Here is a 12,957-nt window from a genome sequence, read left to right as displayed (position 1 = left end):
GGCTTGAGTTGACAGCGTCAGGCGGATCGCGCAATTTACGCATTACGTAATGTTGTTACGAAAATAATAAACACAGCACCCGTGCGTCAGGCAGGCGACTTCCGTGGACCTATTCACTTACTACCGCTCGACCTCAAGTTACCGTGTGCGTATTGCGTTGGCCCTAAAAGGGCTGGATTACGCTGCGATCCCGGTCAACCTGCTGCCTGATGACGGCGAGCAGCGCACACCCGGCTACAAGGCGGTCAACCCGCAGGGCAGGGTGCCTGCATTGAGGCTGGACGATGGCGTGGTCATCACCCAGTCACTGGCGATCATTGAATACCTGGAAGAGTGCTACCCGCAGCCTGCGTTACTGGCGCAGGATGCTGTTCTGCGTGCGCGCCAGCGGGCCGTTGCGGCGCTGGTCGGCTGTGACATTCACCCCTTGCACAACGTTTCGGTGCTCAACCGGTTACGCGGTCTGGGTCACGACGAACCCGCTATTCTGAGCTGGATCGAGCACTGGATCGGCGAAGGTTTGCAGGCCGTCGAGCAGTTGATCGAAAAGGATGGTTTCTGTTTTGGTACGAGCCCCGGCCTTGCGGATATTTACCTGTTACCACAGCTGTATGCAGCCCATCGCTACAACGTCCAACTGAGTGCATACCCGCGTATCCAGCGGGTCGAGCGTCTGGCCATGCAACATCCGGCCTTTCAACAGGCACACCCTGATGCACAATCGGACAAGCCGGAGTAGGCTGCCCTCATGAAGATTCTTGGTCTGCAACTGATATTCGGTGATTTTCTCGCGCGCAGCGTGCGAGGGATCCCGTGTGCGCCGCCCGCAGGACAGTGATTGCGCTGGTTTAACCACTCTCACTTTTCCTGCAAGGAGCCAGTCATGGCTGATCTCTACGAAAACCCCATGGGCCTGATGGGCTTTGAATTCATCGAATTCGCGTCACCGACCCCCAACAGCCTGGAGCCTGTGTTTCAGATGATGGGTTTCACCAAAGTCGCAACCCATCGCTCCAAGGACGTGACACTGTATCGTCAGGGCGCGATCAACCTGATCCTCAACAACGAGCCGCACAGTCTGGCCTCATACTTTGCCGCCGAACATGGCCCTTCTGTATGCGGCATGGCGTTCCGCGTGAAAGACGCGCAAAAGGCCTACAACCGGGCACTTGAACTGGGCGCACAACCGGTGGAAATCGCCACCGGCCCCATGGAATTGCGCTTGCCCGCCATCAAGGGCATCGGTGGCGCGCCGCTGTACCTGATAGACCGTTTCGGTGAAGGCACCTCGATTTACGACATCGACTTCAACTTCATCGAAGGCGTTGATCGCCACCCGGTCGGTGCCGGCCTTAAATTCATCGATCACCTGACCCACAACGTGTATCGCGGGCGCATGGCGTACTGGGCAGGGTTCTATGAAAAGCTGTTCAACTTCCGCGAGCTGCGCTATTTCGACATCAAGGGCGAATACACCGGTCTGACCTCAAAGGCCATGACCGCCCCGGATGGCATGATCCGGATTCCCCTGAACGAAGAGTCGTCCAAGGGCGCCGGGCAGATCGAAGAGTTTCTGATGCAGTTCAACGGCGAAGGCATTCAGCATGTGGCGTTCTTTACCGATGACCTGATCAAGACCTGGGACGCGCTGAAGGAAACCGGCATGCGTTTCATGACGGCGCCGCCGGATACTTACTACGAAATGCTTCAGGGAAGACTGCCCGATCACGGTGAGCCGGAGGCCGAGCTCAAGTCACGCGGTATTCTGCTCGATGGCTCTTCCGAAGGAGGCGAGCGTCGCTTGCTGTTGCAGATATTCTCCGCAACGCTGATGGGCCCGGTGTTTTTCGAATTCATTCAGCGCAAGGGCGACGACGGGTTTGGCGAAGGCAACTTCAAGGCGCTGTTCGAATCCATCGAGCGTGACCAGATACAGCGTGGCGTACTGACGCCGGATTGAGCGATAACCGGAAGTGTCCGCCTTGCGATCAGACGAGCCTGCTCAGGCTCGTTCTGAGTCATTTGTGCTTGAGCACGTCAGCCTGTCGATTGAGAGACGAGATATAACGCTCGGTAAATTCATGCGCTGGCATGGGACGACCATACAAATAGCCCTGACCCTCGTCGCACACATAATGGCGCATCAGACTTTCCTGCTCGCGGGTTTCTATGCCTTCTGCCGTGACCTGGAGATTGAAGCCGTTCGCCAGCCTGATAACGGCCTCAATGATGACTTCGTCTTTCTTGCTGCGCTCCACGCCACTTACGAATGAGCGGTCAATTTTCAGCCGTGTCACCGGATAGTCTTTCAGCAGGCTCAGGGACGCATAGCCGGTACCGAAATCGTCGAATGCAATGCCCACACCCAATGAGCGAAGGTGGCGCAACGGTTCCATAATGCGTTGTTCGTTTCGCAGGATGATGTTTTCCGTGATCTCCAGCTCGAGTGAGTGTGCCGGCAAGGAAAAGTCTTCAAGCGCACTTTCAACCATTTCGGCAAAGTCACGCATGCGAAACTGAGCGGCGAACAGATTGACGCCGATGCGAAATTCGTCACAGCCGGTGTTTTGCCATTGCGCTGCCTGCTCACAGGCTGAGCGCAGGATCCATTCGCCCACCGGTACCGCGAGAAGACCCGCTTCCAGTGCAGGTAGAAAAACCGCCGGAGACACCACACCCAGTGTCGGATGGTTCCAGCGTATAAGGGCTTCGGCTCCGGTAATACGACCGTCCGCAAGTCGTACCTGAGGCTGGTAGTACAGCTCGAACTCTTTGTTGGCCCACGCCTGACGCATCGATGAGCTGAGCGCGCCTCTTCTTGACGCGGTCTGTCGATGCTCGGAGGTGAAGGTGCGAACAAGGGAGCGTCCGTCAGACTTGGCCTGGTAGAGCGCCAGATCCGCATTGCCGAGCATTTGCTCCTCGTCGTAGTCGGAGCCGGACCTTACGGAGACGCCGATGCTGGCACCGATGTAGATTGAATTGTCTTCAAACTCAATCGGCTCCTCGATGACCGCTATGAGCGCCAGGCCCAGCCTGGTTGCGTTGTCAGGGTCTGCCGTGTCTGACAGGAAAACGACAAACTCATCGCCGCCCAGACGGGCGACCATATGGCAGGCCGGTACGTGTTCGCGAAGACGCTGAGAGGTCACCTTGAGCACAAAATCGCCCGCAGCGTGGCCCAGCGTGTCGTTGACGTCCTTGAAACCGTCCAGATCGATCAGCAGGATAGCTGCTGGCAGCTGCGCATCGCACGCCTCCTTGATCCGCCTTTTGAGTGTCGATCGATTGGCAAGCCCGGTCAGATGATCGTATTCAGCCGCATGCTTGAGTAATTTGTCCGCCTCGACACGCTGGGTGACGTCACGAATGATCGCCCCGAATTGTGGCTCGCCGGCATACGTCCATTGTGAGAGCGAAAGCTCGATCGGGATTGTATGACCGTCGCGATGTATGGCCGTCAGGTTAATGGATTTTCCGATAATGAATGTCGGGCCGCCTGACGCCACCCTCGACAAACCTGCATGATGCCTGGAGCGCATTTCTGGCGGAATAATAATGTCGAGAGGCTTTCCCAGGGCGTCCTCGGATCGATGTCCGAAAATGAGCTCGGCCGAGTTGTTCCATGAGATGATCCGGTTTTTGCTGTCCGAGCAGATAATCGCGTCGGGTGAAGTCGAGGTGATATTCATGAAGCGGGCGTGGCTGTCTTCATTCTCAAGCGCAAGCCGACGCAACTCCATTCTTTCGATGACTATGACCGCCAGATCCTTAAGAACCAATTGATCTCGCTGCGAGAAAGTCTCCCGAGGTTTATTGTCGATCAGGCACAGGCTGCCCAGCACATGACCGCTGGCGGTTATCAGCGGCGCCCCGGCATAAAAGCGAATATAGGGAGCGCCTACTACCAAGGCGTTTGAGCTGAATCTCTCATCCTGCAATGCATCAGGCACCAGAAAAACGTTACGGCCCATGAGCGCAAAATTACAGAATGAGACGTCACGGCCCGTTTCGCAGACATCGAGGCCGATACGCGCCTTGAAGAATTGCCGATCGCGATGAACCAGCGAAATCAGCACAATGGGCACATCGAAAATCCGCGATGCCATTTGCACGATCTGATCGTATTCGTGCTCAGGTGGGGTATCCATCAACGAAAAAGCATTCAAAATCCGAATACGCTCTTCGTCGTCATCGCCGACTGGGTAAGTACTCATTTGAGGTCATCGCTATAAGCTGATCGCGCCTGAAACTCGAAGCGATCGATGTACAATGCCGCTGTGCCGGCATCGGTGAAAACACCCTGCCAACACGCGCTTGCGCCATGCCGGAAAAGCAAAGTTCGATACATTGCAGCACCTCTCACAGTAGTGTATCGGTAGCTGCCTCTAGCAGCTTAGAAGCTGTATCGTCAAAAAACCGAATACCTGTAATGACTTCTTGAGCAACTAGCCTGCGGGGCATTCATTCAACTAAGCCCCGCGTGACCTCGGTGTAACAACGTGTTCGGGTTAGTGGCGCTAAGGTATGGAAACTGCATGGCGGGGTTCACTGCCAATTTGATGACAACCCTATGAAACGGCTTTCCTTTATTTCGACGAGGCTTACACCTTCGGCGCTCAGCAAAGCGTTGATCGGCTTCATTGCCCTGGTCTGTCTATCGCTGACCCTGGCTACCGTCTGGCAGATGAACCAGTCGAAGCTCGAGCGCGCGGCCACCGCCAGGATTGCGGTGTCCAATATCGTGCTTGCCGCTGAGCAGCAGGCTCAGGACACCCTGCAACAGGCTGACAATACGCTGCGTGACCTTGTCGAGCGTGTGGAACAGGACGGGGTCGCAGGCCAGCAGCAAAGCCGCTTGACCAGGCTGATGGCTCAAGACCTGATAAACGTCAAAGGGCTTCAAGGGCTGTTCATCTACGATGCTCAGGGCAACTGGGTCGCCAATTCCTTTGCCAACGGCGTGCACACCAGAAACAACGAAGACCGCGATTACTTCATTTACCATCGCGATAACCCTGACCCGTCCATTCATGTGGGGTCTATCGTAGAAAGCCGTAATACCGGGGATATGGTCATCCCGGTCAGTCGGCGTATCAATGCTGCGGATGGCAGTTTTGCTGGCGTTGCACTGGCCACCGTGCCGGTGGCTTATTTCCAGGCTTTTTTCCAGCGCATGGATGTAGACGACAAGGGGGTGATCTTTCTCGCTCTGAACAATGGCGACCTGCTGGCGCGGCGCCCCACATTAACCGCACTGATGACCACCAATGTCGCCAAGGGCGATATCTTCACTCGCTATCTGCCCTACAGCGACAGCGGCACCGCGTTGATCAACTCCGTGGTGGACGGGGTGGAAAGGATCTACGCCTATCGGCGGGTGTCCGGGTTGCCGATCGTCGCCGCTGCAGGCGTCTCCTGTCAGCATGTGTTCGCGCCCTGGTGGGCCTATGCATACCGGTCCATGACCATCACCGGCATTATTATCCTTGCGCTGGTTTTGCTTGGCGTCCTGCTGTACCGGCAAATCCAGCAGTTGATCAATGCGGAAGGTGAACTGAACATCGCCAGGAACGAGCTGGAGATCATCGCTCACACGGACAGCCTCACGCACCTGGCCAATCGACGCTGCTTCGATGCGGCCTTGCAGCAGGAGTGGGGGGGGGGCGAGCCGGAATACTGCAACTATCGCGATCATTCTGCTGGATATTGACTGGTTCAAACAATACAACGACACCTACGGTCATCTGCAGGGAGACGACTGCCTGAAGCAAGTGGCTGGGCTCATAGGCAACAGTCTTGACCGGGCTGGGGATATCGCGGCACGTTACGGCGGCGAAGAGTTTGTCATTCTGCTGCCTGAAACCGACCTGGCAGGGGCGCTGAAGATCGCGGAAAAAATCAGATCATCCGTTGAAACCAATCGTATAGAGCACTCGGCCAGCCCGCTGGGCAAACTGACCATCAGCTCGGGCGTGGTGTCGATCAACGCAGCAGAGAAGGATGGACATACCGCCGCGTTGGCGGAAGCGGATCGGCTGCTTTACCTGGCAAACCAGAGGGCGTAACCGCGTCGAAGGTCGGCTGATTCACGGCTGGCATGGAGCGAGCCATTTTGCTTGGGTATCAACCGCCTCTTCCTGAGTCAGTCTGACGGACGGCTACCGCCCATACGCTCGCTGATGGCCTGCGCCGTTTGCAAAAGCCGCCTGGCCGCCAGATTCTGCGTCTCGTCGTTCAACACCGATCCCGGCCCAACCACGGTGATCACGCCTACCAGCTTGTTGCCCATGGCGAACAGCGGCGAAGAGGCTGCGTTTATGCCCGGCATCAGCAAGCCCTGAATCTGGTGGACGCCCGTCGTACGGATCTGCTCGATATGCAGCTTGACGTCGCGCAACTGGTCGGCACTCAGCAAAGGCATTTCCTGCTCGCGAAGCGCAGCGGTTTCGCGCTCGTTCAGAAAGCTGTCGAATACCAGGCCGGTAGACGAGCCGAGCAACGGCAGCACCGAGCCGATTTGCGTCACCAGCGTCACTGCGCCCATCGACGCTTCGACATACACCACAGTCGGCCCTTTGTTGCCCCATACCGCCAGGAAGCAGGTCTGGTTCAGTTCATCACGCAGGCTGGCCAGCCACGGCGCCGATACTTTCAGCACGTCCAGTTTGCCGAGTGAGGCCAGCCCGACCAGCAACGCTTCGCGCCCCAGCCCGTAGTGATTGTTGACAGCATCCTGCTCGGCAAAGCCACTGGCAATCAGCGCCTGTAGATAACGATGAACCTTGCTGGCAGGCATGCCCAGATGCTCGGCCAGTTTCGACAGGGAAGTGGAGGGCGACAGATCGGCCAGCGCCTTGAGCACGCCCAGCCCAACTTCGGCGGCCTGAACCTTTTGCTGACGTCCGCCTGTCGAGCTTTCGATGTCCTGGGTCATGGGTGCTGTGCGCCGATCGGGAAAGGCAGCTTTATAGCTTGACCGGCTGGCAAACTCAAATTACGTTATGCGTAATCGTTTTACGTTAAATGATGTTTTACCCGTCTCTGCCCGACCCCATAACAACAAGAGGTCCAGATGGCTATCCACTCCCGTTCCGACGCAATGGCTTATCAGTCGGGCTTTGGCAACCAGTTCAGCAGCGAGGCGCTGCCCGGAGCATTGCCGATTGGCCAGAACTCTCCGCAGAAGCACCCGCTGGGGCTTTATGCCGAGCAGTTCTCGGGTACTGCCTTCACGGTCGCGCGCAGCGAAGCCCGGCGTACCTGGTTGTATCGCATCAAACCTTCGGCGGCCCATCCGCGTTACCAACGCATGGGTCGGCAGATCGCCGGTCAGGAGCAGGGCCCGATCAACCCCAACCGGCTGCGCTGGAACGCCTTCGATATCCCCGCCGAGCCTGTCGATTTCATTGACGGCCTGATCCCTTTGGCGAGTACCTCGGCCGCGGATCAGGCAGACGGTGTGAGCGTCTACGTATACGCAGCCAACACTTCTATGCAGCGTGCGTTTTTCAGCGCCGATGGCGAATGGTTGATTGTGCCGCAACAGGGGCGACTCAGAATCATCACCGAATTGGGTCTGCTGGACATCGAGCCGCTGGAAATCGCCGTCTTGCCGCGAGGCATGAAGTTTCGCGTGCAACTGCTCGACAGCAGCGCCCGCGGTTACATCTGCGAGAACCACGGTTGCGCCTTACGCCTTCCGGAGCTTGGTCCGATCGGCAGTAACGGGCTGGCCAATCCACGTGATTTTCTGACGCCAGTGGCCTGGTTTGAAGACAATCAGCAACCGGTGGAGCTGGTGCAGAAGTTCCTTGGTGAACTGTGGTCGACACACCTGGAGCATTCACCCTTTGATGTGGTGGGCTGGCACGGTAACAACGTTGTGTACAAGTATGATCTGCGGCGTTTCAACACCATCGGTACGGTCAGTTACGATCACCCGGACCCATCGATTTTCACTGTGTTGACTTCACCAGGTGCCGCCCACGGCCAGGCCAATATCGATTTCGTTATATTCCCGCCGCGCTGGATGGTGGCGGAAAATACCTTTCGCCCGCCGTGGTTCCACCGCAACCTGATGAACGAATTCATGGGCCTGATCGATGGCGCCTACGACGCCAAGGCTGAAGGCTTCATGCCCGGGGGCGCCTCGCTGCACAACTGCATGAGCGCGCACGGCCCGGATAATGTCACGGCAGAAAAGGCCATTGCTGCCGAGCTGAAACCGAACAAAATCGAAAACACCATGGCCTTCATGTTCGAGACCGGCAAGGTATTGCGTCCCAGCCGCCACGCGCTCGGCTGCCCGCAACTGCAAGCCGATTACGATGCCTGCTGGAACGACATGACCAGGACATTCAACAAGGAACCGCGCCGATGACTGGCTCTCTCAATCGTCGTAGCTGGGTGGCATCGGCCAACGAGCACGCTGATTTTCCGTTGCAGAACCTGCCGCTGGGTGTGTTCAGCCATGGCACTACCGGCCCGCGTGGTGGCGTGGCGATTGGCGATCTGATTGTCGATCTGCGCGCAGCAACAGCCGCCAGGGTTTTTCACGGGCAGGCCGCTGAAGCTGCCGAAGTGGCCAGCCGTGACCAGCTCAACGATTTCTTTGCACTGGGCGCTCCAGCACGTCAGGCATTGCGCAGCGCATTGCTGCAACTGCTGGATGCGGACAACCCGCAACGTGACAGTATGCAGGCCGTTGCAGGTTTGCTGCTGCCGATGAGCGAGTGCAGCCTGCACATGCCGGCGCGGGTAGGTGATTATTCTGACTTCTACGTTGGTATTCACCATGCGCTGAACGTCGGAAAGCTGTTCCGTCCGGACAATCCGCTGCTGCCCAACTACAAATATGTGCCGATTGGCTACCACGGCCGGGCATCGACCCTCTGCACATCCGGTACGCCGGTCCGGCGGCCCAATGGGCAGACCCTTGCGCCGGGTCAGGACGTTCCCGTTTTCGGTCCCTGCAAACGCCTGGATTACGAACTGGAGCTGGGTGTGTGGATCGGGCCGGGGAATGCGCAGGGCGATGCCATCGCGATTGACCGCGCCGCGGAGCTCATCGCCGGGTTCTGCCTGCTCAACGACTGGTCGGCGCGTGACATTCAAGCGTGGGAGTACCAGCCGCTGGGACCGTTTCTGTCCAAGAGCTTTGCCACGACGATCTCGCCCTGGGTGGTAACCGCCGAAGCGCTGATACCCTTCCGCAGCCCCCAGCCACTGCGTCCGGAGGGCGATCCTCAGCCGCTGCCGTACCTGCTTGATCAGAATGATCAGCAGGGTGGCGCGCTGGACATCGAGCTGGAAGTGCTGCTGCTGACCGCGCAGATGAAGGCCGAGGGGTTGGAGCCTTACCGGTTGGGTCTGAGCAACTCGCTGAACATGTACTGGACCGTGGCGCAGATGGTCGCACACCACAGCGTCAACGGTTGCAAGCTGCAACCGGGCGACCTGCTTGGCACGGGTACGCTGTCCGGTCCTCAGACAGGTCAGTACGGCAGCCTGCTGGAGATGACCGCAGGCGGCAAGCAGTCAGTGGCGTTGCCCAACGGTGAAAAGCGCATATTCCTGGAAGCTGGCGACGAGGTCATCCTGCGTGCCCGTTGTCATCGGGAAGGGCAGGTGTCGATTGGCTTTGGCGAGTGCCGGGGCATCGTACTCGACTGAAAAACCGGATCAGAAGCCTCAGGGAGTCACTTCGTACCAGCCCAGAAACATGTTCAACGCCGACTCGACCACATCACTTTGCTCCTGAGGGTTGAGCAGTGCGGCATTGAAGGTTACCTGTGGCCAGAATGCGAACGACTTGAGCAACGCGTGCATCTGCGTCGCCGCAAAACCGGGGTCGACAGGCTTCAGGCGACCGCCTTTCTGAGCCGCCCGGATCCACGCGCTGAAGGTTTCTTCGCGCTCATTGATACGGGCCATCCACACTTGAGCACGCTCGGGCGAGTGAATTGTAGCGCCCACCACGACACGCGCCAGGTCGAGAAAATTACTGTTGGTCAGGTTGCGCATCTTGCCCCACAGCAGGTCTCGAAGTTGCTCGCGCAGACCGACATTGGGGTGATAAATCACTTCCGATTGCGGCGGGGCACAGCTCCACAGACGCTGCAGCATCTCGGCGAACAGCTCTTCCTTGCTGGGGAAATGGTTGTAGACCGTGCGTTTGGACACCTCGGCCCGAGCAGCGATGCGGTCCATGCTGGTGACCTCGAAACCACGATCTCCAAATTCGGCAATAGCTGCCTGGACGATGGATTCGCGTTTCTGATCGGTGAGGCGCATGGGTGCGGTCATAGGTTCGCTTCAAACGGACGTTTAGAGAAAGTTACACTCAGCAGTTTACTTGTCGCCAAGGATCATGCAAGCTTAAAACTACACCGTGTAGTGTAAAACACTGTTACATATCTTTCATCGAGCATCCTGCAACGGGATCACGTACAAAGTATGCACGGCTGGTGCCTCAACCTGTTCCCAGGAGTCAGCAAACCATGGCCTCGACACATCAGAAAAAGGATGCTTCTTCACTGCCTGTCCTGTCCCGTCATGAGGGGCGATATCGGAATCATGCGACGATGAAACCGGCGAGTCTGCTGCGAACGCTCCGCATTTTTTGGGATCAGGCATTCAATAAGCCCAAGGACACGCGCCCCGCAGGCGAAATTCCGGTGCAGCCGCTGTCGCGTCAGCAGTTGCTGGCAGCGCCCAACAACACGGTGTATCGCCTCGGGCATTCGACGGTCCTGCTCAAATTACGCGACCAGTTCTGGCTGACTGATCCCGTGTTTGCCGAGCGCGCGTCGCCGGTGCAGTGGGCGGGGCCGCAGCGCTTTCATCAGCCGCCGATCAGCCTCGAAGAGTTGCCGCCAATCAAGGCGGTGATCCTTTCGCATAACCACTACGACCATCTGGATCGTATGGCGATCAAGGCGCTGACCGACAAGACCGAGCATTTTCTGGCACCACTTGGTGTAGGCGATACGCTGATTGAATGGGGCGTACCCGCGCACAAGGTCCGCCAACTGGACTGGTGGCAGTCCACCGAAGTGGCGGGCATCGAATTTGTCGCTACGCCTTCGCAGCATTTTTCCGGGCGTACGCTGCTCGACAGCAACCGCACCCTGTGGGCGTCCTGGGTGATGATCGACGGCGATCAGCGGATCTTTTTCAGTGGCGACAGCGGCTATTTCGATGGCTTCAAGACCATCGGCGAGCAATACGGACCGTTTGACCTGACGCTGATGGAAACCGGGGCCTATAACGTCGAATGGCCGCATGTGCACATGCAACCCGAGCAGACGCTGCAGGCACATCTGGACCTGCGCGGTCGCTGGTTGCTGCCGATTCACAACGGCACCTTCGACCTATCGATGCACGCTTGGCACGAACCGTTCGATCGCATCCTGGCGCTGGCCTGGGAGCAGAATGTCTCGATCACCACGCCGATGATGGGCCAGCCGTTCTATGTGCAATACCCGTGTCGCGGTTTGACATGGTGGCTCGGCGTCGATGAAGTTGCCGAGCCTGAACCCGAGCCCGAGCCCGAGCAGCACGGCCGAGTAACGAACTGCAAATGCCCTCGGCAAAATGCCTGAAACTGCCCGCGCCATTGCTGAACTGATTTTTTAAATAGCAGCACCCAGATTTTGATTTGTCATATGAGCACGCGCACGGCCTAATCCTGATCATCGAAAGTAATAGTGACGGTATGCAGGTGCGTAGCTCGGCGGTTCGGAATATGGGGTTGATGGTCAGTATCGTACTGGTGGCGCTCAACCTGCGCCCATCGATGGCAGCGGTCGGTCCGTTGCTTGCGGCGATTCGTCTGGAGGTGCCGCTGGGCTTCGGGATGGCGTCATTGCTGACCATGCTGCCGATCATGGCCATGGGGCTGGCGATGTTTTTCGGCATCGGCATCGCGCGTTACCTGGGGACGCATCGCAGCATCCTGCTTTCACTGGTGCTTATCGGCCTGGCAACCCTGGCGCGTCTGGTTCTCGATTCTGCTGTCGAACTGATTTTCAGCGTCGTGTTGGCGGGGCTGGGTATTGCCTTGATTCAGGCGCTGATGCCCGCGTTGATCAAATCGCGCTTCAAAGCCAATGTCTCCTTGTGCATGGGCTTGTATGTGACTGCGATCATGGGCGGGGCCGCGCTGGCCGCTTCATTCAGCCCCGTGGTAATGGGTAGCAGTGGCAGTTGGCGCTTCGGCCTGGCGGTCTGGTCACTACTGGCTCTTCTGGCAATGTGCTTCTGGTTTGCCCAGCGGCGCGTATTGCGCTCCGATGCGTCAACCACTGCAGGGCTCCGGCAGACTTTCTTCCACACGCCTTGGGCCTGGATGCTGGGAGTTTTCTTCGGCCTCGGTACTGCGTCCTATACCTGCGTACTGGCCTGGCTTGCGCCGTATTATCTGGAGAACGGCTGGAGCGAGCAGGATGCCGGCCTGTTGCTGGGCTTTCTGACCCTGATGGAGGTCGTATCGGGTCTGCTGGTTCCGGCGCTGGCTAACCGCAGTCGCGATAAACGCGTAGCGCTGGCGGTGCTGCTGGTGTTGATGATGATCGGTTTTGCCGGGCTGATTCTGCTGCCGCAGCGGCTGGGCCTGCTGTGGACCTGTTTGCTGGGGTTGGGGATCGGCGGTTTGTTTCCGATGAGCCTGATTGTGTCTATGGACCATGCCGATGATCCTCGACAGGCAGGCGGCCTGACCGCATTCGTGCAGGGCGTGGGTTATCTGATTGCCAGCCTGTCGCCGCTGTTTGCCGGAATAATCCGCGACCTGACGGGCAGCTTTGCGGGTGCATGGTGTTCACTGATGGCGTTGGTCGCGATCATGCTGTTGATGGTGGTGCGACTCGACCCCCGGCGTTATGCTGATCATCTGCGCGACGCACTCGGCGAACCTGTCATCACTGGCAGATAGGCGGCATGATCGCATTTTGA

Annotated in this window: 9 protein-coding genes and 1 pseudogene; 7 read left to right on the top strand and 3 right to left on the bottom strand. The window is 58.0% G+C overall.

Going from position 1 to position 12,957, the window contains the following annotated elements; genetic code table 11:
* The first annotated feature begins 103 nt into the window (after nucleotides 1-103).
* Both maiA and hppD read left to right on the top strand, forming a co-directional pair.
* A complete protein-coding gene (gene maiA / locus AC4ANE_RS17595; RefSeq protein ID WP_031595844.1) occupies nucleotides 104-739 on the top strand; it encodes a maleylacetoacetate isomerase in 636 nt (211 codons plus the stop codon).
* A gap of 144 nt (nucleotides 740-883) precedes the next feature.
* Nucleotides 884-1,960, top strand: coding sequence for a 4-hydroxyphenylpyruvate dioxygenase (hppD, locus tag AC4ANE_RS17590; protein ID WP_031595842.1), 1,077 nt, complete (start codon nucleotides 884-886; stop codon nucleotides 1,958-1,960).
* A gap of 58 nt (nucleotides 1,961-2,018) precedes the next feature.
* On the opposite strand, the gene AC4ANE_RS17585 is transcribed toward hppD, so the two are convergent.
* Complete coding sequence (locus AC4ANE_RS17585) at nucleotides 2,019-4,217, bottom strand: putative bifunctional diguanylate cyclase/phosphodiesterase (protein WP_031595840.1); 2,199 nt, start codon at nucleotides 4,215-4,217, stop codon at nucleotides 2,019-2,021.
* Between the two features lie 356 nt (nucleotides 4,218-4,573).
* On the opposite strand from AC4ANE_RS17585, the pseudogene AC4ANE_RS17580 reads away from it, so the two are divergent.
* Nucleotides 4,574-6,144: pseudogene (locus tag AC4ANE_RS17580) on the top strand (sensor domain-containing diguanylate cyclase).
* Nucleotide 6,145: 1 nt separating this feature from the next.
* On the opposite strand, the gene AC4ANE_RS17575 reads toward AC4ANE_RS17580, so the two are convergent.
* The gene (locus AC4ANE_RS17575) at nucleotides 6,146-6,937 is read right to left on the bottom strand and encodes an IclR family transcriptional regulator (protein ID WP_002554144.1); all 792 of its coding nucleotides are present in this window, start codon (nucleotides 6,935-6,937) and stop codon (nucleotides 6,146-6,148) included.
* Between the two features lie 138 nt (nucleotides 6,938-7,075).
* On the opposite strand from AC4ANE_RS17575, the gene hmgA reads away from it, so the two are divergent.
* Nucleotides 7,076-8,383 carry a homogentisate 1,2-dioxygenase gene (gene hmgA, locus AC4ANE_RS17570; protein ID WP_002554143.1) on the top strand — a complete coding sequence of 436 codons (1,308 nt, stop codon included), beginning with the start codon at nucleotides 7,076-7,078 and terminating at the stop codon, nucleotides 8,381-8,383.
* Complete coding sequence (gene fahA / locus AC4ANE_RS17565) at nucleotides 8,380-9,675, top strand: fumarylacetoacetase (protein WP_002554142.1); 1,296 nt, start codon at nucleotides 8,380-8,382, stop codon at nucleotides 9,673-9,675. Before hmgA ends, fahA begins: the two co-directional genes overlap by 4 nt.
* 18 nt (nucleotides 9,676-9,693) lie before the next feature.
* Here the strand turns inward: fahA and AC4ANE_RS17560 are convergent, their stop codons facing one another.
* A complete protein-coding gene (locus tag AC4ANE_RS17560; protein WP_002554141.1) occupies nucleotides 9,694-10,308 on the bottom strand; it encodes a TetR/AcrR family transcriptional regulator in 615 nt (204 codons plus the stop codon).
* A 194-nt stretch (nucleotides 10,309-10,502) separates the two neighbouring features.
* On the opposite strand from AC4ANE_RS17560, the gene AC4ANE_RS17555 reads away from it, so the two are divergent.
* Nucleotides 10,503-11,606 carry an MBL fold metallo-hydrolase gene (locus AC4ANE_RS17555; RefSeq protein ID WP_031595838.1) on the top strand — a complete coding sequence of 368 codons (1,104 nt, stop codon included), beginning with the start codon at nucleotides 10,503-10,505 and terminating at the stop codon, nucleotides 11,604-11,606.
* A 113-nt stretch (nucleotides 11,607-11,719) separates the two neighbouring features.
* A complete protein-coding gene (locus AC4ANE_RS17550) occupies nucleotides 11,720-12,937 on the top strand; it encodes a cyanate transporter (protein ID WP_002554139.1) in 1,218 nt (405 codons plus the stop codon).
* The last annotated feature ends 20 nt before the right edge of the window (nucleotides 12,938-12,957 follow it).

The sequence above is a fragment of the Pseudomonas sp. Pme6b genome, from assembly GCF_058129925.1.
This window is presented reverse-complemented; position numbering and strand designations above follow the sequence as displayed.

Bases quoted from the DNA above. Each gene is read 5' to 3' on its own strand.
- hppD (WP_031595842.1), top strand. From the start codon at position 884: ATGGCTGATCTCTACGAAAACCCCATGGGCCTGATGGGCTTTGAATTC.
- AC4ANE_RS17585 (WP_031595840.1), bottom strand. From the start codon at position 4,217: ATGAGTACTTACCCAGTCGGCGATGACGACGAAGAGCGTATTCGGATT.
- AC4ANE_RS17575 (WP_002554144.1), bottom strand. From the start codon at position 6,937: ATGACCCAGGACATCGAAAGCTCGACAGGCGGACGTCAGCAAAAGGTT.
- hmgA (WP_002554143.1), top strand. From the start codon at position 7,076: ATGGCTATCCACTCCCGTTCCGACGCAATGGCTTATCAGTCGGGCTTT.
- fahA (WP_002554142.1), top strand. From the start codon at position 8,380: ATGACTGGCTCTCTCAATCGTCGTAGCTGGGTGGCATCGGCCAACGAG.
- AC4ANE_RS17560 (WP_002554141.1), bottom strand. From the start codon at position 10,308: ATGACCGCACCCATGCGCCTCACCGATCAGAAACGCGAATCCATCGTC.
- AC4ANE_RS17555 (WP_031595838.1), top strand. From the start codon at position 10,503: ATGGCCTCGACACATCAGAAAAAGGATGCTTCTTCACTGCCTGTCCTG.
- AC4ANE_RS17550 (WP_002554139.1), top strand. From the start codon at position 11,720: ATGCAGGTGCGTAGCTCGGCGGTTCGGAATATGGGGTTGATGGTCAGT.